This window comes from Sphingobacterium chungjuense, from assembly GCF_011316935.1.
Taxonomy (GTDB): domain Bacteria; phylum Bacteroidota; class Bacteroidia; order Sphingobacteriales; family Sphingobacteriaceae; genus Sphingobacterium; species Sphingobacterium chungjuense.
In genome coordinates this window covers 936,737-958,396 of the sequence record NZ_WLYS01000001.1, presented here as the reverse complement: position 1 = coordinate 958,396, position 21,660 = coordinate 936,737, and the positions used below count along the sequence as shown (strand labels likewise).

Genomic DNA, 21,660 nt, shown 5'->3' with positions numbered 1-21,660 from the left:
ATGAAACTACAAACCACGATGCTACAAGCGGCCTTGGTGGCCCTATTAACATGGACCACGACTGCTTGCAACAACAATTCAACATCTCAAAACGCAGCTGAAGAAACGGCAGACACCAGCACAACGGTTGCAGCAAGCTATCCAGAGGAAGAATTAGGATGGAAATTAGGCGCACAAGCGTATACATTTCGCCTATTCTCTTTCGAAGAAGCATTACAAAAGATCAAAGAAGCTGGTCTACAACATGTAGAAATGTATCCTGGTCAAGATTTGACCAAAGGTAGTTCGGATAAAACAGGACATCAACTATCTGCCGAAGGCCGCAAAAAAGCCAAAGAATTGTTGTCTGCACATGGCATCACTTTAAATGCTTACGGCGTTGTAGACGGAAAAGACGAAGCAGAATGGCGCCAGATCTTTGAATTCGCGAAAGAAATGGGCATAAGCGTGATCGTGTGTGAGCCAAAGGCGGAGCATTTGGACATCTTGTCTAAATTGTGCGATGAGCACAATATTAAAGTGGCTATCCATAATCATCCAGATCCTTCGACGTATTGGGATCCTACAACGGTATTAAAAGCAATTGAAGGCCGAAGTGACAAAATGGGCGCTGCGGCTGATGTTGGGCACTGGGAGCGCTCAGGATTGAATCCAGTAGAATCTTTGAAAAAACTAGAAGGAAAAGTATACCATATGCACTTCAAAGATCTAAATGTAGCTAACGATAAATCGGCTCACGATGTGCACTGGGGAACGGGTGTGATCGGCATGCCACAGATCATCGAAGAGCTGAAACGTCAGAACTTCAAAGGAATGATTTCTGCAGAATACGAACACAATTGGGAAAACAATGCTGGTGATGTTAAAACCAGTGTTGCCAATTTTAGAAAAGCACTATAAGCACTTCTAGCAACTAATTAGAAAAAGCGATCAAGACTCGGAGTTTTGATCGCTTTTTTGATGTCAAGAGCAGCAGAAATTTTAGAAAACAATGAATCCTGCTGGCGTAATCAGCCTATCCAAAGGTACATCCCAAGGATCTGCTGGAATGAGCGTTTCTAATGGCTCAAAATACGAGATACCAACCTTTTGTACATCCGGCCGACAAGCTTGTAGAAAACGGTCATAATACCCTTTCCCGTAACCGATACGATTTCCTTCGCGGTCACAAACCAATAAAGGAATCACCACCAAATCAATGTCCGTAGGATTTACCCGCTGAGTATTTGGCTGTACAATAAGCTCAGGGATTCCCCAAGCATTTTCCACGACCGATTCTGTATTCCAGATAAAGTGTTCTAAAGTTCCATGCTGCAACTCAGAGACCGAAACAATGATATGTATTTCAGGATGATATTGGCGCAGCCAATGAATGAATGGCATCGTATCGTACTCCTTCCACTTTGCAATAGGCAGATAAATATGTACATACCTAACTGCAGAGAGATCCAAACGTTTCAACCCGTCGAGCAACTGATCATCCAACAACTGCCTTTCTGCTGGCAAAAGTGCCAGACGCCTGTTTTTAAAGCTGGCTCTCAGTTCGTCTTTCGTCATGTTTTTCATCCAGTTGTTGTTTTGATGCTGCCGCAATGGTTTGGCGACATCCTATCTTTAATCACAAACGCGGCCTTTGGAGATTACCAGAGGCCGCGTTTGTGCTATTTACAGAATAGTAAACTCGTATAAATTATTTTACACGTTCAATATAATCTCCTGTGCGGGTATCGACCTTTACGCGATCACCCTGGTTGATAAACAAAGGTACTCTAATCTCTACACCAGTCTCCACGGTAGCACTTTTCAATGCATTCGTAGATGTATCTCCTTTTACAGCCGGTTCGGTGTACGTTATTTCTAGCTCCACCGTAGTTGGAGCATGTGCCATAATCGGCTCTTCACTTTCGAAAGCTACAATAACATTCATACCTTCTTTCAAGAAACGCGCACTGCCTCCAAAAAGATCTTTTGGCACATTGAATTGCTCGTAACTATCATTGTCCATGATCACGAAGAAATCGCCATCATCGTACAGGTATTGATAGTCATTCGTTTCTACGCGTGCAATCTCTACCTCCTCGTCAGTTCTGAAGCGGTATTCTACCAATTTACCAGTCTTCAAATTGCGCATTTTAGCTTGATAAAATGCTCTTAAATTGCCTGGTGTACGGTGTAAAAATTCGTCTACGCTTACCAACTCTCCGTTGAAACGCAATATATTTCCAGATTTTACGTCTGATGCTTTAGCCATAATAGTTTTTATTTCGGACTCAAAAATAGAAAAATCCGCGGTTATTTAAAAAGCTTGTAGTCTTGGATATGGAGATGTTCGTCACAAAAATCGTATTCTTTAGGCTGATTAGAGCCAACAATCAAGATTCTCTCTGAACCGATGGTCTGCTTCACAAGATCTAGATACCAGTTTTCGCCCTGTACATCCAAGTTGCTGGTCGGTTCATCCAAAAAAACTAAATCGCTGGCCGAACAGCAGGCCAACACCAACTTGAGGCGTTGCTTCATCCCCGAAGAAAAGTGTTTGATATGCTTGTCTCTGGCAGTCTCTAATTGCGATAATTGCAATAGCGATTCTTTGTCGTATCCCGCCAAGTAATTTTTGTGTTTGAAGTGGAAGTCGATCAACTCCGATAAGGTGAACTCTTCGATCAGCTCCATATAAGGCGCTGCCATGGTAAGATGATTGTATACATCATCTACCAAGCATGTATTCGCTGGAGTTCGTTCGTATTGTATTGTGCCTTCACTGGCCGACAAACTACCTGTCAGCACCTTAATCAAGGTCGATTTTCCAGAACCATTTGGTCCTAGAATCGCGTAGCTTTTTCCAGCAGAAAAGGTATAACTGAGGTGTCTAAATATCCACTCTCGGTTATACCTTCTTCCTATATTGTGCAGCGTGATCTTCAAGTCCGTGCAATTAGTGCTTTGCTGCTACAGACTAGCGCGTCCTTGGCCAAAACCTTTGACCACGCCACGGTTTGAAGCACGAACGAATCCGATGATTTCATCTCGAAGCTCTGTCGCTTCAAATTCAGTTTCTACAATATCTAGGGCTTTACCTAAGTTACTGTGCTTTACAAAAAGCACACGGTAGATATTCTGAATTTCATTGATTTGCTCATTCGTGTAACCACGACGACGCAAACCCACAGAGTTAATTCCGGCATACGCGATTGGCTCGCGTGCCGCTTTGATATACGGAGGTACATCTTTACGTACCAGCGTACCGCCGGTCACGAAAGCGTGTGATCCTATTTTACAGAATTGATGCACAGCAACCATTCCTGCCAATACCACGTAATCGCCAACAGTAATGTGCCCGGCGAGTGTGCTTGAATTAGAGAAAATACAATTATCTCCCACAAAGCAATCGTGCGCGATGTGGCTATAAGCTTGAATCAAACAATTCTTGCCAATCACCGTACGGTAACGATCTTTCGTACCTCTGTTGATGGTGACACATTCACGAATCGTGGTATTATCGCCGATTTCTGCTGTAGTCACTTCGCCCTCAAACTTCAAATCTTGGGGTTCACCGGAGATAATAGCTCCTGGGAAGATGCGGCAATTCTTTCCAATGCGCGCGCCATCCATGATCGTCACATTAGAGCCGATCCAAGTTCCTTCTCCAATCACCACGTCTTTATGTATGGTAGAGAAAGGTTCGATCACCACGTTGTGCGCTATTTGCGCTTCGGGGTGTATATATGATAATGGTTGTATCATCATGCTTAATTTATTCTTTTACTCGAACGATTTGCGCCATCAATTCCGCTTCGCTCGCTATCTTTTCGCCGACCATCCCAACTCCTTTCATGCGCGCAATGCCGCGACGTATCGGCTCTAGCAACTCACAGGTAAATATCACTGTATCGCCCGGGCGAACTGGGTTTTTGAACTTGGCATTTTCTATTTTCAAGAACAGTGTCAACCAGTTTTCTGGATCAGGCACTGTATTGAGCACCAAAATACCACCCGTTTGTGCCATTGCTTCAATCTGCAATACGCCAGGAAATAACGGAGAACCTGGGAAATGTCCCATAAACAGATCTTCGTTCATCGTTACATTCTTCAAGCCGACTACGTGTTGCTCAGATAGCTCTAAAACCTTGTCGATCATCAAGAATGGTTGACGATGTGGCAATATTTTCATGATTTGTACGGTATCGTATACCGGAGTCATGTTTAAATCATAGACTTTAACATTTTTGCGCGAACGCTCTTTTTTCATTTGAGCCTTAATACGCTTTGCAAACGCCACATTGGCCGCATGACCAGGGCGCGCCGCCATAATGTGCCCTTTGATCGGTCGGCCAACAAGTGCCAAATCACCAATCATATCGAGTAATTTGTGGCGAGCTGGCTCATTCAAGTGGCGTAGTTGCACATTGTTTAAAATGCCTTCGCTAGCTACTTCTACTTTTTTGTTGAAGACGTGCTCTAGCTTGATGAGCTCATTTTCTTCAATCTCTTTATCAACTATAACGATCGCATTGGACAAATCGCCACCTTTTACTAGATTTTGCTGTACGAGCATCTCCAACTCGTGTAGGAAACAGAATGTTCTGGAAGAGGCAATCTCTTTTTCAAACTCCGAAATATGGCTGATAGATGCGTGCTGACTACCAAGCACAGGCGAATTGAAATCGATCATACAGGTTAATCGATAGCCATCCAATGGCATGGCCACGATTTCCACTTTTCGCTCCGGTTCGTTATAATGGATGTTGCTACTTACTTCAAAATATTCGCGATCGGCTTCTTGATCTACAAAACCAACCTCGCGTAGCTTAGCGACGTAAATGTCTGCGCTACCATCCAAAATGGGCACTTCAGGTCCATCAATCTCAATCAAGATGTTGTCCAGCTGCAGCCCGACTAATGCAGACATTAAATGCTCTATGGTACTCACCGATCCGCCATTTTGCGCAATCGTGGTGCCTCGTGAAGTGTCTGTTACATTGTCTGCATCCACATGTATCAACGGCTTGTCTTCTAGATCTACACGTTGGAATTTGTACCAGTGATTTTCTGGTGCAGGTTTGATACATATATTTACGTGATGTCCGGTGTGTAGTCCTACACCGGAAATCTTCACGTCGGACTTGATAGTTCTCTGTTTTACATTCATATCTAGCATTATATTGACTCAAGTATGTATTAAATGTAGCTATTATTTGTCTCGGAGACGTCTCTCGAGTTCGGCAATTCTCTTCTCTAACTCAGGTAATTTGGCGTAAAGCACTTGTGATCTGAGTTCCCCTTGATAAGGAAATGCCGGCGAACCAGCCCATTTTTTATCTTCTTCGTTAATCGACTTATTTATACCTGATTGCGCCTGTACTTGCGTGCCCTTGGCTATAGAGATATGACCTACCACACCTACTTGCCCACCAAGAATTACGTTTTCTCCGATCTTAGTACTACCGGATATTCCAGTTTGTGCAGCCACCACTGTATTTTCGCCGACTTCCACGTTATGCGCGATTTGTACCAGATTATCCAATTTGACACCACGGCGCAATACCGTTTGTCCTAGTGTTGCGCGATCCACCGTTGTATTACTTCCGATTTCAACGCCATCTTCTATCACCACGTTTCCGATTTGCGGGATCTTCTTGTATGATCCATCTTCTTGTGGTGCAAAACCAAAACCATCGCTCCCAACCACAGATCCTGCATGTACTGTTACATTATTTCCCAATACACAATCATGGTAGATCTTAGCTCCTGGATATATCGTACAATTATCTCCAATGCGTACATTATCGCCGATATATACTTGTGGATAGATCTTGACATTGGCACCTAATACTGTTTGCGAGCCGATATAAGCGAAAGCGCCAACATAGTGTCCTTCTCCAAGCTGAGCGGAATCGTGCACAAAACTGTATTCTTCTCGCCCCGATCTATCGAAACGCATTTGCTCATAGATCTTCAATAACTCGGCAAAAGCTTGATAAGCATCCTTTACACGAATCAAAGTCGGATTTACCGTACGTTGCGGATCCAACACTTGAGACTCATTAATGATGACGATCGCCGCTTTACTATCGTAAAGATGTTGCTCATATTTCGGGTTAGAAAGAAATGACAAGCTTTCGGCATCGCCTTCTTCAATCTTCGATAGGCGAGATACCGCCACTTCGGTATTCCCTTCTATTGTGCCCTGCAATAATGTAGCAATTTGTTGAGCTGAAAATTTCATCGCGTTTAAAGGACTCTTTTAATTAAAAATTTCTTTTGGGTAGATGACTGCATGCTTGACCACGATTTTCGACAAAGCGTCTAGATTTGACAAGTCTGATGCAGCCGTTATATCCAGTAATGTACCGTCTTTCGCCAATACGTTTATATTATTCTGAGTAGGATCGTAGGCACTATTTTGAATAGTCTGCGCGTAAACAAAATAATCTACCTCATGATCTTGCAATTCAAAAGTGGCTTGCGTACGCTTTTGCAATTCTTGAAACTCAGTCGCAGTCACGGCTCCGCTACGCATCTCGGTACGGAACAGCTCTCTATTCATCAATTTAGAACAGAGTATGCGCAAAATTTTGTCTTCATGCGTACTCCAGGCCTTGATCGCCGACATAATATCGGTATCATCCAAACGAGTAAACCACGAAAGATGAGAGTGATCACTCAGAAAATTATCTTTCGTAATCCGCTGATGTAAAAAATGAACCAGCGCCGGACTAGCAAATAAACCAACACCTTCTTGCGCTAACACTTTCGCGCGTCGCAGCGCTTGTAGCAACATTTGCTCGGCAGCTACCACGGTCTTATGTAAGTATACCTGCCAATACATCAGCCTTCGCGCGATCAAAAAATTCTCGACAGAATATATGCCTTTCTGCTCAATGACCAACTGCTCATCCACCACGTAGAGCATTTTGATGATGCGATCAAATGAAATGACACCTTCGGAAACACCTGTAAAAAAGCTGTCGCGATTAAGGTAATCCATCCGATCGGTATCTAGCTGACTGGATACCAACTGATGTAAAAATGGACGATTATATTTATTGTTAAAAATACAAATGGCTAAATCCAACTTTCCGTGAAATGCTTCGTTGAGCCGTTGCATCAATACGGAGGATATCATCTCATGCGATACGCCTTCGATTATGGTTTGCTCTAAAGAATGGGAAAATGGGCCATGCCCAATATCATGTAAAAGAATCGCTGCCAGTGCCGCTTCTTCTTCTTCTTCCGATATTTCAACGTCTTTGTTACGTAAGGTACTAATGGCCAGACTCATTAAGTGCATGGCACCGATCGCATGTTGAAAACGCGTATGCAAAGCGCCAGGATACACCAGATGGCTCATACTGCCTTGCTTGATGTACCGCAACCTCTGAAAAAAAGGATGCTGAATAAGATCGTAAATGAAAGCAGATGGAATGGTTACAAAACCATACACCGGATCATTAATTATTTTTTTCTTATTCAATACTTTATAGTCTATTAATACAATAATCTAGCCTTTTTGCCTTACTTTTAAGCGTAATACTGCTCGAATATAACGGCAAAGATACACAGATATGCGTTAATTCTTGTTAAAAAAGCACAACGATTTGATTGCAGAGGCACAGGATGGTTTTCTTCCCCTTATCTTCACAGTTCAAATCATTTTTAAACTTCAGTTGTTGAACTGAATGATTTCCTAAGGCAACACACATGCAGAAAACACGTATACTCTGGGCGGACGATGAAATTGAATTTCTGAAGCCTCACATATTATTACTAGAACAAAAAGGATACAAAGTCAAAACCGTAAATAACGGTTACGATGCGGTAGATGCCTTTAAAAGCGATCCGTACGATCTTGTTTTTCTTGACGAGAATATGCCGGGACTTACCGGACTAGAAACACTGAGCATCCTAAAATCGGTCAATGCCTCGATTCCTACCGTATTGGTCACCAAAAACGAGGAGGAACATTTGATGGAAGATGCTATTGGATCCAAAATCGATGATTACCTCATAAAACCGGTCAATCCTAAACAGATATTACTGACGATAAAGAAGCTAACAGAGAACCGAAGATTAGTTAGCGAAAAAACGTCATTGGCTTATCAGCAAGATTTCCGAAATCTAGGCACTATCATGAATGATGCGCTAAATTATGAGCAATGGATCGAAGCGTATAAGAAACTGTTGTATTGGGAACTATCGCTTGAAAAATTGGAAGATAGTGGCATGCATGAAATCCTGACGATGCAAAAATCGGAAGCCAATGCTTTATTTGCCAAATACATCGAGAATAATTACTTGGGTTGGATCAATGATCCGAGCAGCGGACCGACACTATCCCATCACATTTTTAAGAAAAAGGTTTTCCCAACCATGGAAGAGGATCGACCGACCTTTTTCTTCCTGATCGACAACCTGCGGTACGATCAGTGGCGCGTGATCAACGAAATCATTACCGAATATTTCCGACTGGAAGAAGAAGACAGCTATTACAGCATTCTGCCAACGGCGACACAATATGCGCGAAACGCCATCTTTAGTGGATTAACACCGTTGGAAATGGAACGCCGCTTTCCCGATCACTGGCAAAATGACAATGACGAAGGTGGAAAGAACATGCACGAAGACGTGTTTTTGGCCGATCAAATCAAGCGAGTATATCGTAAAGACATCAAGCATTCGTATACCAAGATATTGACTCACGAGCAAGGAAAGGATGTTTTAGAAAATCTAAACAACCTGATGAATAACGACCTGAACGTATTGGTGTACAATTTCGTCGATATGCTATCGCATGCGCGTACTGATATGGCTATGATTCGCGAACTGGCGAATGATGATGCCGCTTATCGTTCGTTGACATTGTCTTGGTTTGAGCACTCGCCTTGGCTAGATGTGCTGAAGTGGCTGGCGCAACACAAGGTCCGCGTCATTATAACGACAGATCATGGCACTATCCGCGTCAAAAAACCAAGCAAAATAGTGGGCGACCGCAACACCAATACCAACCTGCGGTACAAACAAGGCAAAAACCTGAATTATCAGGACAAAGATGTATTTGTGGTCAAAAACCCGCATGATGCGCAGTTACCGAAGTTAAATATCAGTTCGGTATACACCTTTGCGAAAGAAGACGCTTATTTTGTATACCCTAATAATTACAATCAGTTTGTGAATCATTTCTATGGTACATTCCAACATGGCGGGATCTCATTAGAAGAAATGATTATTCCATTTGCGACCTACACGCCGAAATAAGTAAATTTGCTTATGGAATACCGCGTAGATAGCTTGGCAGACCTCAGCGCGGTCGCCAAAAATATAGTAAAATCATTTTCCGATGCCCGCGTGATCTTATTCTATGGAGACATGGGCGCCGGCAAAACAACGTTCATTAAAGAAATCTGTGCGGAGCTTGGTGTAATTGAAAACACATCTAGCCCCACATTTTCAATTGTGAATGAATATGATTCTTCAAACGGCCCTATCTATCACTTTGATTTCTATCGATTACGAGACGAGCAGGAAGCCTTTGATATGGGATATGAAGAATACTTATACTCCGGCAATTATTGCCTAATTGAATGGCCGAATAAAATCGCTAACCTATTACCTCCAGATTCTAAATCTGTCTACATCAAAATTACTGGCCCTGACAGTCGCATAATCGAACTTATTTAAGATTTTTTAACTTTTTTTTAATTTCTGTTGCAACCATTCGTTCTGAAGCTCCGTCTTGCTTATAAAACCAAGTAAAAATTGAAACTGACGAATATTGACATGGTATGGGAGGGCTGCAAAAAGCAGGATCGCAAAGCACAGGAAGCTTTATACCATCATTTTTCGTCGAAGATGTTTGCCGTGTGTTTGCGGTACGCTAAAGACCATCTGGAAGCAGAAGATATGCTACAAATGGGCTTTGTGAAGGTATACACCAAACATCATTTGTATGACGGCGCTGGATCTTTGGAAGGTTGGATTAGGCGCGTGATCGTCAATACCGCGATTGAAGTATACAGAAAAAGGAAGATCATGTATGTCGATCTGGAAGAAGAAGGCATCGGTGCCTCAAAGATGGTAAGCACATTTCAGGCCGATCAGACGGCATACAAAGATTTATTGCAATTGGTCAATCAACTGCCCATCAACTACAAAACGATCTTCAACCTGTATGCGATCGAAGGATTTAGTCATAAAGAAATTGCCGACAGCCTATCGATTACAGAAACAAATTCGAAATCGCAACTGTCTAGAGCAAGGAGCTGGCTGAAAGAACGATTACTCAAAATGGATAATATAAGTTAATAGTATAAGGAGGAATGGATATGAAAGAGAAAGATCTCGACAAACTGTTTCGTGATGCGCTCGAAAGCGAGCAAGCAACCCCGAGCCCACAATTGTGGGACAAGATCGCGCAGCAGTTGGATGAGGAAGCGGAGAGCGAGGACCGAATCGTCCCACTAATTCCTGCGATTAGCAAAAAACGAAATTACCAGTGGGTAAAGTATGCGGCAGCTTGCGCCCTAGTCGGAATCGGATTATTTGCCTACTTTGCGCTGCAACAGGAAATCACTGATCCGCAAAAAGAGATGGCGCAACAGCAACCGGCACAAAAGGAGGTTGAGCAAATGAACGAAGGTACTTCTTTTGATTTGGAATCAACTCCTAGCCAGGTGGAAGAAGAAAAGATAGTGGCCTACAGCGCGGCACCAGTGCATCAGCACGCATCTGACAGAGAAACGCCAAGCGAATACGTAAAACAAAAGCAGATCACTCCTGTTGAACAGCCTGAAGTAAATCAGCTCGCGAACATAGAACAATCGGAAGTTCCAAATTTACCCGCAGTTCGTTTGGCTGAGGTGCCAGCAGTAAGTCTTCCTACTCGTTTTGTGACCGATGTAGAACCGATCAAGCCACTGATTGAGCCTTTTGAAGAGGAGGAGGAAATGATGATCGCCGGCACAGTCCGCAAAGCAACGAGCAATGTCATCAACAAAATCATCGACGTGGTGAGTGACAATACACCAACACAAGTAACAAAAGATGTATACGTACTCAAGGATGATGAAGGCTCTTTCCGTCTAGAAATAGGAAATCTCTTCGCCAAAAACAGAACAAAAAAACGTAAATAACGATTACCATATATTTCAACAACACTACGATGAAAACATATCTATACCTTATGATTGTCTCGATTGCATTCGGGCTTTCAGCGACCACCGCAACACAAGCACAGACACAAGACAGCTTGATCACAGAACGTGATTCCAGTCGAAAAGTAAACATGAATATTACCCTTGGAAAGGGTGACGACGAAGACGATAAAAGCAGCAAAAAGAAAGTAAAATACCCACGTATCTTTGGTGGATTGACGTTCACACGGATTGATTGGGGATTTTCACGGCCGATGGACAATGGCAGCTTCACTTTCTCGGAGGAGAATCAATTCTTGTCGCACAGCAGAGCGTCCAACTTTGGTTTCGATATTGCACAATTTGGTGTGCGCTTAGATGACAATATCAAAATCTACACCGCAGCGGGATTTGAGTGGAACTATATGCGATTGACCAACAATGTAATCTTGAACCAAAATCAAGCGCCACTTACACCCACTTTTGTAGATCGTAATGAGGTAAATTATACCCGCAATGTATTAACCTCTACTTACCTGCGTGTGCCTTTAGCTTTTGAGTGGCGTAGTAATCGTAGTCGTGGTGGCGATCGTGTACGCATCGTGGCAGGGCCAATGTTTGGCATCCTATTAAAAGGTTCGCAACGATTGCGCAGCGATGAATTGGGCAAACAAAGTTTTCGGGATACCTACAACCTACAATCTTTCCAGTATGGCGGGCATTTACGCGTAGGATTCGGATCTTTCGGTGTTTTCACCAAGTATTATATGAACGATATGTTCGAACAATCTCCAGATCAAAAAGGATTCAAGAATTTTGCATTCGGTCTAACCTTGGGTTTCTAGGTAATCATTTCCTGATTTTAAAACCGTATTTTTGTGCCGGATCACCTAAAACGATCCGGCATTTTTTATGAGCACGACTTCCTCCTCTTGTCAATACGTACCCCAAGACATACAACAACATGATTTACCATTAATCTATGTCCATGATGTATCTTGCGTTTTTGAGGGCAAGGACGATGTTGTTGCGGTTGATCACGTAAGCGTTGGAATTCAAAAGAATAGCATCACGGCGATTATCGGAGCTTCCGGAAGTGGCAAGAGCACGTTGCTAAAATTGATCTACGGATTGCTCGAACCCACGAACGGCGAAATCCGTTACCGAGGCTGGTTGGTACCAACGCGTAAAGATAAACTCATTCCTGGCCATGAAGCCATGAAGATGGTTTCTCAGAATTTTGACGATCTCAATCTGTATGCAAAGGTTTGGGACAATGTGGCCTCACAATTATCCAATATCAATCTAGAATACAAACAGCGCAAAACGGAGGAAACGTTAGAAAAACTACAAATATCCCATCTTGCGCAAAAGCGCGTTGCGGATTTGAGTGGCGGCGAACGCCAACGTGTGGCCATTTGTCGCGCTTTAATTAATGACCCAGAAGTCCTGTTGATGGATGAGCCATTCAACCAAGTAGATGCTGCTTTTCGCGATGCGCTGCAACATGATATTAAGCAGATCGTAGCCGATACCGGGCTTACTGTGCTATTGGTTTCTCACGATCCGGCAGAAGTGTTGGCTATGTCCGATCAATTGATCGTCATGAAAGATGGGAAGATTATCGATGACGGCAAACCAAAAGATTTGTACTTCAAACCGAGTAATACTTACACAGCGCAGTTATTAGCCAAGAGTAATATTCTCTCTGCCAAACAAGCAACTGCTTTGGGCATAGAAACGGCTTCTACGATTGCTATCCATCAGGAAGATATTTCATTGATTGCGGATGAATCCGCACCCTTCGAAATTCAAGAAATTAAGTTCCGCGGCATGTATTATGAATACGCCGCAGGCAATGGAGATGTTAGTGTTCGCGCAGCGAAGATTGGAACTCCAACCCTTGAAAAAGGCGATAAAGTGCAGATTCACTTTGAAAGGCACATAGAGTTTGGTGATTAAATAGCGAAAACTTCTTTACTATATATTTGGCATCATGCTCTATCTTCACATTCCTTTCTGTAAACAAGCTTGCCACTATTGTGATTTTCACTTTAGTACGCAGTTGAGCGATAAGGCTGCGATGGTCGATGCATTGCTTCGGGAGATTGAGCTGCGCTCAGATTATTTGGTAGATCGTCATATTCGATCGGTCTATTTTGGTGGCGGTACGCCTTCGCTGTTAGCTGCTTCGGATATTGAGCGTGTGTTAGACAAAATTGCACAACATTTCATCTTAGATCCGCAGGCAGAGATTACGCTGGAAGCCAATCCTGACGATCTTAGTCTTTCTAAAATACAAGACCTCCGTGCTACGCCGATCAATAGATTTAGCATCGGCATTCAATCCTTCTTCGAAGAAGATCTTCGCTGGATGAATCGCGCGCATAATGCGCAAGAAGCAGATGTAGTAATAAAACGGGTTCAGGATGCCGGCTTTGATAATATCACGTGCGACCTGATCTACGGTTATCCTTTGCTGACCGATGAAAAATGGCATAGCAATATAGATCAATTGATTGGTTACGGCGTACCTCATATTTCCTCCTATGCCATGACGGTCGAGGAGCGAACCGCACTGCATCATCAGATCAAAAAAGGAAAGACAAAACCCATCGATGAAGGACAAAGTGCTGATCAAATGGCCATTCTCATCGATAAATTGACAGGTAATGGTTTTGAGCATTACGAAATCTCGAACTTCGCCAAAGACGGAAAGTATGCGCAGCATAATACGAACTATTGGAATGGCACGCATTATTTAGGGATCGGGCCATCAGCACACTCTTTCAATGGTGTTTCCAGATCTTGGAATAAAAGCAACAATGCATTGTACATGCGCGGCATGGCGCATGACATGCCTATGTTGGAAAGTGAGGTGCTAAGCACAGAAGATCGCACTAATGAATACATCATGACGAGCCTACGTACCATGTGGGGCATTCGCAGAGATATCGTAGAGCAGCAATTTGGCATTGATGTGATGCAATTTCTGCTACAACAAGCTAAACCTTACATCGGTAGTGGAGCGCTTCTGTATGATAATGATACGCTGAAACTTTCGCCAAAAGGCAAACAGCTCGCTGATCGTATTGCCAGTGAGCTGTTTGTGTTATCTGATGAAGATTAAAAAACACTAATCATTTACTCACGTAATTTGTCGCGCAGGGTCTGTTCTTTCAATGATAAACGTTTATTTGCTTTATATACTTTGACGGCTGATAAAAAGTAGACCAATAGAAGCGGACCGAACACCAAACCCAAAAGTCCGAATAACGGGATACCAATAATCACACCTACCACCGTAATGATTGGGTGAATATCGCCCATTCTCTTTGCAATGATAAATCGCAACACATTGTCGATATTGATGACCAGTCCAAATCCCCAGATCAATAAACCTATGGGTTGCCAAGTCATTCCCTGAGAAAACATAATCACCGCAGCGGGGACGAAGATAAGCGGAGGTCCTAATAATGGGATAAAAGACAAAATCGCGGTAATCACTCCCCAAAAGAAAGGATCGGATGCACCAAATATGTAAAACCCGATACTTAGACAGGCCCCTTGTACAATAGCGATTAAGGTTTGTCCAATGACGTTTGCGTAAGTGACATTTTTGAATTCGTTAGCAAGAACCCCTGCACTAGAATCATCAAACGGTAGATAAAAGCGTAAAGATCTTTCAAAACTTTTGTAGCCTACAAACATAAAATACAGGATAAAATACATCACCGTAATTTCCAAAAATAGATTCGCTGCTCCACCAAGCGTATTAGTTAATAAACCGCCTATATAAGAAGAACTAGATTCTAACTGCTTTTCAATAAAATCTGGCTGACCCAAGGTGTCTCCGGCGAAATCTTTAATCGCCGTTACTAGATTATTGATCCAGGCAGGATCACGTTGTAGCTCGATTGCCTTGGAAAACAACATCTTTCCTATGCCATAAAAGGGCAATACAATAATTAGAATTGATAGGATGATAATGAATATGGCCGATATTGGCTTTGGCCATTTCCAACGTTCTATTAAAAATATATTGAGCCCACGGAAAAGCGTATACATTAGCATAGTACCTAAGAAAGCGCCAAATAGGCCTTGCGTGGCATACATAATGATGCCTCCTAGAACGAGGACAATAAGCAGAATAATAATGTTCCGCTCTTTTTGAGAAAAAACTGGATTTTCCATGTTAAGTTAAAAAAATTTACGATCTGATGTCGTTACAACAACAAACTAGAAATTTGGTTTGCGTTTGGCAAGAAATGAATCGACACCTTCGCGAAAATCTGGTGTTCCAAAACTGTCGCCAAAGGCTGCTATTTCACTCTCATAACCGTCTTTTTGCTTATCCAAGCCCGCATTTACCGCTTTTATGGCCGCAGCAATGGCGTTAGAAGACTTGCTATACATTTTTTTCAATAACTCGGTTGATTTGCTTATTAATTCATCTAAGCTAACCACGTGATTTACTAACCCCCACTTGTGCGCATCTTTCGCATCAATCATCTCACCGCTCATGATCATTTCCAATGCTTTTCCACGCCCCACCAAATCGGTAAGACGTTGTGTGCCGCCGTATCCTGGAATCAACCCTAAGGATACTTCTGGAAGTCCTACTCTAGCATTATCAGATGCGATGCGAATGTGGCAGGCCAAGGCTAATTCCAAGCCTCCGCCTAAAGCGTAACCGTTAATGGCCGCAATTACGGGTTTCGGAAATTGGTAAATACGATTCATTACTCCGTGACCCCACTTGGCTAATGCCATACCTTCTTCCGTACTGTAGTTTTCAAACTCTTTAATGTCGGCACCAGCAACAAAGGCTTTCTCGCCAGCTCCCGTGATGATAACGCCACGGATAGCTGGATTCTCAAGTAAATCATGCTGAAAAGCGTGCTCGATTTCCTCCAGCGTTTCTCTGCTGAGTGCATTTAAGAATTTGGGACGGTCGATCTCCACTACTGCCGTTTGGTCGAGCAATTGGATTTTGATGTTGTTGTACATAACGTATCGGTTTTAGAAATTTAGGGACAAGGAAACGCGGTATCGATCCTGACTAATGTTTGGAAAGTCTCGATGTGTAAGCCTGCGCACATACTCCACGCGCAGTACGCGCAGAATATTATCTATTCCTACCGATGCTTCCCAGTATGGTCTTCCGTTCTGGCTGCGCGTTATTGGCAACCCTTCGTCGTCCAAATCAAATTCGAGTACTCGATCGCTTAGGGCGGGATCATTTTGTGGACTCATTCGTCCGTAAAACATTTGCGCTCCCCAGATTTCGCGTAATCTTAACCTACGCAACAAAGGAATTTTGTTAAAAATAAAACCATTTAACGCATGCTGAAAACCAAACTTCACATATTGATCGGCCGCGAACTCCATGCTGTTCATCAAATCATAGCGAATTTCGTGCCGACCGTCTAACTCTTGCTGCCTAACATTGGGCATATGTAAGAGTGTGTAAGGCAACACACCCCAAATTTTGCCGCCCGTTACCGTTATATCGGCAAAACCAAGTTGATCTAAGAATAACCGGCGTGATACGGAAGCTTTGATCATATCATAATCATAGGGCGCATCCAAAAAACCTTTCAAGCCCTTATTGTATTGTACCGTAAAGACGGGGTGGCGTTCGATGATGGTACTTCTCGTTAAGTTTCGATAATAAAACCGCTCATAAGGTGCCCAGCGCAAAATCACCTCCGCATCATTGGTATTAATATCTCGAACGGCAAGGGTTGGATCGCCTGAGCTGATTAATCGAAAATCGCCGATGGTTCTTCGTCTGATATGGCTAAAAGCTGTGGCAATGGAGAAATGATTGCCAAATTCCACGACATGACCCAATCGGTACGCATCAGTCATAAACCATTTAGTAGGCCTGTTGCTTCTAAATGATTCGAAGAAACTATCTCCACGTAAGAAACTCGGCTGCCGTCCTGGCTCTAAAATATCGTGTTGAATCGTACCTTCAATATAATGCGCTGGAAAGGTCGCAATATTGCGGCCATCCAGAGATACAGCCGTTCGCAAGAAATATTTCAGATCATTGTCGCGTGTACCATAAGCCACGTATCCTTCTAAATACATTTTTTCGGACAGCAGTGGTGTTGTACGTCCACCAAAACGGATGCGATTTCCTTCAATATTATTACGGCTATACGTGTATTCTAAAGGTCCCAGCTCGAATTCATTGAGGTTGTAATATCCTTGTGCAATGAGATAACCCAAAGCCAAGGTGGATCTAAAAGCAGCATTCTCCTTAAGACGATTGATATTTTCATACGTGTTTCTTTCAAACACCGTAAGTGGTATTGGTCTATTGGGAATAAAAGCATTGACATTGGGTATAACCTCGATTGGTGGCCCACCAAATACGCTATTATCAATCGGGCTCTCTAAGTCATAATCGCGATGTATACTTACACGCTCGGCGTACATAGCTTGATTATTCTCCGATCCAAAAGATACACCTACATGGGTATTGTCTAACAACATCACACCATCTGCTGTCGGAGAATAGTTTAACTCTAAATCTACCGCACTAATCCAATTGATATTAGCCGACGTTCCGAGGTGCAATTCGGCACGCTTTACGGCGTAGCTTCCATCCAATGCCACCTGCAACTTGCCTCGAAATAATAAATCTTTGTCATTGCGCGGCACAAATTCCAGCTCCAGAAATTCACCATATTCATTCTTGACGGTATCTATTACAAAATACTTGTAAAAGGTCTTTCCCCTATTGGCAATAGGGCTCAAGATGAGCTTGTCGAGCATGAAGATACTTTCATCGTAAATATCTATCGGCTGCAACACATAATTGATGTAAGATTGGATGTTGGGGTTATTCACATAACGCTGATCAAACTCTGTTTTGATCTGGTGTTCAATTCGTCGTTTGGAGCGCGATGGGTTTCGTTGACTATATACTTTGGCTAAGTTTTCTTCTTGGTACACTCCTAGCAGTTTTTTGCCTGGCAGCGTGAGGCTATCCATATAATCCGTTGGAAAGTTCACCATTGCCAACGTACGTTTGAGGAGTTTTGGGGGATCTACAATCCCGATCTTGATCTTATCGTATTGCTCGAATTGTATACGCGCGTTTCCAGAAAGACGATTTTGTGATTTGTACCGGATGACCGAATCGATCAACTCAACAGCAGGGTTGTCCTTATTGGAATATCGTCGGTTGGAACGAATCGTAATGCCATCAATAAGCGTACCTTCGGTTCGCAGAGAAATCAAGTTTGGTTCTTGTTCGCTCACGCGCAACATCTTTGTGGCGTATCCTATCGACGTTAACTCGACCTGTGCATATGGTCTATCCAGAAGCAATATAAAACTTCCTGTAGAATCGGTCGCTGTACCGATATTGCTTCCCAGTACGCGCACCGAGATACCCATCAATCTACTTCCTGAGTCTTCGTCTACTACGACACCTTGTATTCTATGCTGTGCAAATACAGCAGGTGTTACGCAGGATATTAGAAAAATTAGGTATATGAATCGAATAGCTAATGCCCCTATAGTCATGTTTCATCTATGCTCACTCTGATAAAGATACAATTTGTTCGCAGAGTTAATCGCTTATAGAGGAAAAACTTATTTCTTTGTTAACGTTCGGTTAGAATCCATATTTACAACAAATTGATCAGCCATTCTGGGTAGACACCCACCGCCAAAGTCAACAGAATCGAAATGGCAAATATGATTTGAAAATTCAAAGGTACTTTGATGGCCGATGTTTCCACTTCCTCGCTGGCGGATTTGAAATATAGATGTACCACAACGCGTAAGTAGTAGCACACACCTATGACCGCATTGATTGCCGCTAGCACTAATAACAAGGTATGGTAACTCTCCATCACCCGGCCAAACATCATGAACTTTCCGATGAAACCTGCGGTCAATGGGATACCTGCTAAGGACAGCATAGCTACAGTAACGACAAACGCCAGGAATGGGTTTTGCTTGGCCAATCCATTAAATGATTCGAACTGATCAGTACCAATCTGTCTTTTCACCAATATGAGTGCTGCAAATGCCACAACGGAAGCGAGTGAATAAGCCAATCCATAGGTGAGGATCGCCGATGGCGAAAGACTTCCGATCGAAAGAATAGCAAATAACATATAGCCAGCATGTGCGATACTAGAATAAGCGAGCATACGCTTGAAGCTAGATTGTACCAAGGCGGAGATATTACCCACAAATAGCGTAATGATCGCGATGGTCAGTAATAGTGGTTCCCAGAAACCGTCTAAAGGTATCATCACCATAGAAAACAACCGCAGGAAACCGGCAAAAGAAGCCACTTTCACCACTGTACTCATGTAAGCAGTAATCAAAATTGGTGATCCATCGTATACATCTGGAGTCCAGAAGTGAAATGGTGCTGCGCCGACTTTGAAACATAAGCCCACCAAAATCAACAGTATTCCTCCGAAAAACAACGGCGAAATCTGATAATCTGGTGTGCTGCGCACGTACTGTTGCAGTTCGCTCAAATCGAAAGATCCTGTAGCTCCGTACATCAACGTAATTCCAAACAGCAGAAATCCGGTAGAGAATGCGCCCATCAAGAAATACTTTAAGGCCGCTTCATTGGAAGCGCGGTCTTTCTTACGAATGCCTACCAAGATGTATAAAGCGACAGACATTACCTCTATACCAATAAATAGTATGGCAAAGTTGTGATAAGCACACACCAGTAAAGCGCCCACTAACGAAAATAAGATCAGGGCATAATATTCTGCTACATTTTCGCTGATCGCCTTGAAATAAGCTTTGGAAAGCGATAACACGAGGCCAGCGATAAAGATGCATAAGATCGAAAATGCAATCGAATAGTGGTCAAACAACACCATACCGCTGTATTGTGGCGCAGCCATTTGATTCCAGCCATACCACTCGAAACCGATGGCTAATGCTAAGCCCGCTAAGGTGACCGGCAGCAGCGCACTTTTGGCCTTAAAGAGCCCTAAGTACAAAAGCAGTATTGCCAATAATGAAAGCGTGATAATTGCACCCATAATGTTTGTTGGTATTAAGCTATGCTGTTGTAAATGAAATTTGCTGTAATAAGTTGTTTATTGCTGGCTCGGATAGCTCTAGCAGGAAATTGGGCAATACGCCGATAATGACGACTAATATGACCAAAATTCCCAATATTACTACATCCGTGCTTTTGATATCGGAAACAGAGTTCCATTGCTCGGGCAAATCGCCCAGCATGGTTTTCTGATAGAGTCGAAGCATGTAGACCGCGCCCAAGATCAGGGTGAGTCCACCGAAAACGGCATACCATAAACCATAACCCGCCGTACCAAATAAGCCTTTTAATAAAAGAAACTCCCCAATAAAACCGTTCGTTAATGGCAAGCCTACCGCGCCCATCACCAGAATTAAAAACGCAATAGCCAATTTAGGCGTACGCGATGCCAATCCACCGAGCTCCGATAAACTTCTGCTGCCGGTGCGGCGTTCGATCAGATCAATCACAAAGAACAGACCGACTACGGAGATCCCGTGATTCACCATCTGAATCAAGGCGCCCTGCAAACCATATACGGTTAAGGAAAACACGCCACCAGATATTAAGCCAACGTGCGCAATAGATGAGTAAGCAATAAGGCGTTTTGCATCATCTTGCCGAAAAGCAATAAGCGACGCATAGACAATTCCAACCACGCATAATATCATCACAAGCGTACCATATTCCGCTACGCCTAAAGGCGCGATCGGTAATAACCAACGTAATAGGCCAAAGACTCCCATTTTTAGCATGATACCAGACAACAACATCGTACCGGCGGCAGGCGCTTGTACATAGGTGTTGGGTTGCCAAGTATGAAATGGAATAATTGGGATCTTGATCGCGAAGGCGAGAAAGAATGCCCAGAAAACCCAATGTTGCGTATTCTCGGGAAGATTTAAACCAGTAAAGGCTGTCCATTCAAAACTGCCAGCCGGCGTCTGCTGGTAGAGATAAAGTATACCAATCAGCATCAAAATACTTCCGGCAAACGTATAAATAAAGAACTTGAGATTGGTGGCAATGCGATCACCCGTACCCCACAAAGCACAGATAAAGTAAATGGGAATCAAAGCAATTTCCCAGCCTACATAAAAGGAAAATGCATCTAGTGCTGTGAAAACCAGCAAAAGTCCAACCTGCATAAAAAGCACAAGCGAATAAAAATTCCCTTTGAAGCGTGTACGATCGGTCGTAGCAATGATAAGTGGAATCAGTCCGTTCGTCAACAAAACCAACGGTAAGCTAATGCCATCCAGACCAACATGAAAGTTGATATTCAAGCGCTCGATCCATACCCACATTTGCTCGAACTGTATTCCAGCTTGTGGATCAAAACGCAGTAGAAACGGTACAGTAAGTCCTAAGTTGATTAAGGATAAGAGCAAAGCCACCCATTTAGCACGATCCGAACGCACGAAGACCAGAACGATAGCAGAAATTAAAGGAAGCAGCAGCAGCGAAAAAAGGTTGTCCATGAATTCT

Annotated in this window: 20 protein-coding genes; 8 read left to right on the top strand and 12 right to left on the bottom strand. The window is 43.1% G+C overall.

The genetic code is table 11. The features are described from left to right. On the top strand, positions 1–900 hold the full coding sequence (locus tag GKO22_RS04370) for a sugar phosphate isomerase/epimerase family protein (protein ID WP_166332840.1): 900 nt from the start codon (positions 1–3) through the stop codon (positions 898–900). 81 nt (positions 901–981) lie between these two features. Here the strand turns inward: GKO22_RS04370 and GKO22_RS04365 are convergent, their stop codons facing one another. The 7 genes from GKO22_RS04365 to GKO22_RS04335 form a co-directional block, all read right to left on the bottom strand. Further along, positions 982–1,566, bottom strand: coding sequence for a 5-formyltetrahydrofolate cyclo-ligase (locus tag GKO22_RS04365; protein WP_166332839.1), 585 nt, complete (start codon positions 1,564–1,566; stop codon positions 982–984). 124 nt (positions 1,567–1,690) lie between these two features. After that, complete coding sequence (efp, locus tag GKO22_RS04360) at positions 1,691–2,251, bottom strand: elongation factor P (RefSeq protein WP_166332838.1); 561 nt, start codon at positions 2,249–2,251, stop codon at positions 1,691–1,693. A gap of 41 nt (positions 2,252–2,292) precedes the next feature. Further along, positions 2,293–2,925 carry an ABC transporter ATP-binding protein gene (locus tag GKO22_RS04355; RefSeq protein WP_166332837.1) on the bottom strand — a complete coding sequence of 211 codons (633 nt, stop codon included), beginning with the start codon at positions 2,923–2,925 and terminating at the stop codon, positions 2,293–2,295. A gap of 24 nt (positions 2,926–2,949) precedes the next feature. Next, positions 2,950–3,744: an acyl-ACP--UDP-N-acetylglucosamine O-acyltransferase gene (gene lpxA, locus GKO22_RS04350; protein WP_116775599.1), complete on the bottom strand. Its 795-nt coding sequence runs from the start codon at positions 3,742–3,744 to the stop codon at positions 2,950–2,952. A 10-nt stretch (positions 3,745–3,754) separates the two neighbouring features. Further along, complete coding sequence (locus tag GKO22_RS04345) at positions 3,755–5,149, bottom strand: bifunctional UDP-3-O-[3-hydroxymyristoyl] N-acetylglucosamine deacetylase/3-hydroxyacyl-ACP dehydratase (RefSeq protein WP_206367798.1); 1,395 nt, start codon at positions 5,147–5,149, stop codon at positions 3,755–3,757. A 42-nt stretch (positions 5,150–5,191) separates the two neighbouring features. Then, a complete protein-coding gene (lpxD, locus tag GKO22_RS04340; protein WP_166332835.1) occupies positions 5,192–6,226 on the bottom strand; it encodes a UDP-3-O-(3-hydroxymyristoyl)glucosamine N-acyltransferase in 1,035 nt (344 codons plus the stop codon). A gap of 18 nt (positions 6,227–6,244) precedes the next feature. Beyond that, entirely contained in the window at positions 6,245–7,474 is a 1,230-nt protein-coding gene (locus GKO22_RS04335; RefSeq protein ID WP_166332834.1) for an HD domain-containing protein, read from the bottom strand. 227 nt (positions 7,475–7,701) lie between these two features. Between GKO22_RS04335 and porX the strand changes: the two genes are divergently transcribed. The 7 genes from porX (at position 7,702) to hemW (ending at position 14,259) form a co-directional block, all read left to right on the top strand. After that, positions 7,702–9,255: a T9SS response regulator signal transducer PorX gene (gene porX / locus GKO22_RS04330; RefSeq protein WP_166332833.1), complete on the top strand. Its 1,554-nt coding sequence runs from the start codon at positions 7,702–7,704 to the stop codon at positions 9,253–9,255. Positions 9,256–9,267: 12 nt separating this feature from the next. Further along, positions 9,268–9,678: a tRNA (adenosine(37)-N6)-threonylcarbamoyltransferase complex ATPase subunit type 1 TsaE gene (gene tsaE / locus GKO22_RS04325; RefSeq protein ID WP_166332832.1), complete on the top strand. Its 411-nt coding sequence runs from the start codon at positions 9,268–9,270 to the stop codon at positions 9,676–9,678. Between the two features lie 78 nt (positions 9,679–9,756). Continuing rightward, positions 9,757–10,302: an RNA polymerase sigma factor gene (locus GKO22_RS04320; RefSeq protein ID WP_166332831.1), complete on the top strand. Its 546-nt coding sequence runs from the start codon at positions 9,757–9,759 to the stop codon at positions 10,300–10,302. Between the two features lie 92 nt (positions 10,303–10,394). After that, entirely contained in the window at positions 10,395–11,129 is a 735-nt protein-coding gene (locus GKO22_RS04315; protein ID WP_166332830.1) for a hypothetical protein, read from the top strand. 29 nt (positions 11,130–11,158) lie between these two features. Continuing rightward, positions 11,159–11,974: an outer membrane beta-barrel protein gene (locus GKO22_RS04310; protein WP_240920103.1), complete on the top strand. Its 816-nt coding sequence runs from the start codon at positions 11,159–11,161 to the stop codon at positions 11,972–11,974. A 67-nt stretch (positions 11,975–12,041) separates the two neighbouring features. Then, entirely contained in the window at positions 12,042–13,091 is a 1,050-nt protein-coding gene (locus GKO22_RS04305) for an ABC transporter ATP-binding protein (RefSeq protein ID WP_166332829.1), read from the top strand. Between the two features lie 34 nt (positions 13,092–13,125). Then, entirely contained in the window at positions 13,126–14,259 is a 1,134-nt protein-coding gene (gene hemW / locus GKO22_RS04300; protein WP_166332828.1) for a radical SAM family heme chaperone HemW, read from the top strand. Between the two features lie 14 nt (positions 14,260–14,273). Here hemW and GKO22_RS04295 read toward each other — a convergent pair whose 3' ends face one another. The 5 genes from GKO22_RS04295 to GKO22_RS04275 all read right to left on the bottom strand — a co-directional run bounded on the left by GKO22_RS04295 (position 14,274) and on the right by GKO22_RS04275 (position 21,653). Continuing rightward, a complete protein-coding gene (locus tag GKO22_RS04295; protein ID WP_166332827.1) occupies positions 14,274–15,323 on the bottom strand; it encodes an AI-2E family transporter in 1,050 nt (349 codons plus the stop codon). A gap of 45 nt (positions 15,324–15,368) precedes the next feature. Then, positions 15,369–16,139: an enoyl-CoA hydratase/isomerase family protein gene (locus tag GKO22_RS04290; RefSeq protein ID WP_166332826.1), complete on the bottom strand. Its 771-nt coding sequence runs from the start codon at positions 16,137–16,139 to the stop codon at positions 15,369–15,371. Positions 16,140–16,151: 12 nt separating this feature from the next. Then, positions 16,152–18,674 (bottom strand): DUF5686 family protein, encoded by a 2,523-nt coding sequence (locus GKO22_RS04285; protein WP_166332825.1) that lies wholly within the window; start codon positions 18,672–18,674, stop codon positions 16,152–16,154. Between the two features lie 104 nt (positions 18,675–18,778). Beyond that, positions 18,779–20,173, bottom strand: a complete 1,395-nt coding sequence (locus tag GKO22_RS04280) for an NADH-quinone oxidoreductase subunit N (RefSeq protein ID WP_166332824.1) — start codon at positions 20,171–20,173, stop codon at positions 18,779–18,781. A gap of 19 nt (positions 20,174–20,192) precedes the next feature. After that, on the bottom strand, positions 20,193–21,653 hold the full coding sequence (locus GKO22_RS04275; protein WP_166332823.1) for a complex I subunit 4 family protein: 1,461 nt from the start codon (positions 21,651–21,653) through the stop codon (positions 20,193–20,195). Between the last annotated feature and the right edge of the window lie 7 nt (positions 21,654–21,660).

Excerpts from the sequence above, each read along its gene's own strand:
- GKO22_RS04370 (WP_166332840.1), top strand. The coding sequence starts at position 1 with ATGAAACTACAAACCACGATGCTACAAGCGGCCTTGGTGGCCCTATTA.
- efp (WP_166332838.1), bottom strand. The coding sequence starts at position 2,251 with ATGGCTAAAGCATCAGACGTAAAATCTGGAAATATATTGCGTTTCAAC.
- GKO22_RS04365 (WP_166332839.1), bottom strand. The coding sequence starts at position 1,566 with ATGAAAAACATGACGAAAGACGAACTGAGAGCCAGCTTTAAAAACAGG.
- GKO22_RS04280 (WP_166332824.1), bottom strand. The coding sequence starts at position 20,173 with ATGGGTGCAATTATCACGCTTTCATTATTGGCAATACTGCTTTTGTAC.
- GKO22_RS04295 (WP_166332827.1), bottom strand. The coding sequence starts at position 15,323 with ATGGAAAATCCAGTTTTTTCTCAAAAAGAGCGGAACATTATTATTCTG.
- GKO22_RS04310 (WP_240920103.1), top strand. The coding sequence starts at position 11,159 with ATGAAAACATATCTATACCTTATGATTGTCTCGATTGCATTCGGGCTT.
- GKO22_RS04285 (WP_166332825.1), bottom strand. The coding sequence starts at position 18,674 with ATGACTATAGGGGCATTAGCTATTCGATTCATATACCTAATTTTTCTA.
- GKO22_RS04275 (WP_166332823.1), bottom strand. The coding sequence starts at position 21,653 with ATGGACAACCTTTTTTCGCTGCTGCTGCTTCCTTTAATTTCTGCTATC.
- GKO22_RS04305 (WP_166332829.1), top strand. The coding sequence starts at position 12,042 with ATGAGCACGACTTCCTCCTCTTGTCAATACGTACCCCAAGACATACAA.
- tsaE (WP_166332832.1), top strand. The coding sequence starts at position 9,268 with ATGGAATACCGCGTAGATAGCTTGGCAGACCTCAGCGCGGTCGCCAAA.
- lpxD (WP_166332835.1), bottom strand. The coding sequence starts at position 6,226 with ATGAAATTTTCAGCTCAACAAATTGCTACATTATTGCAGGGCACAATA.
- GKO22_RS04290 (WP_166332826.1), bottom strand. The coding sequence starts at position 16,139 with ATGTACAACAACATCAAAATCCAATTGCTCGACCAAACGGCAGTAGTG.
- lpxA (WP_116775599.1), bottom strand. The coding sequence starts at position 3,744 with ATGATACAACCATTATCATATATACACCCCGAAGCGCAAATAGCGCAC.
- GKO22_RS04345 (WP_206367798.1), bottom strand. The coding sequence starts at position 5,149 with ATGAATGTAAAACAGAGAACTATCAAGTCCGACGTGAAGATTTCCGGT.
- porX (WP_166332833.1), top strand. The coding sequence starts at position 7,702 with ATGCAGAAAACACGTATACTCTGGGCGGACGATGAAATTGAATTTCTG.
- hemW (WP_166332828.1), top strand. The coding sequence starts at position 13,126 with ATGCTCTATCTTCACATTCCTTTCTGTAAACAAGCTTGCCACTATTGT.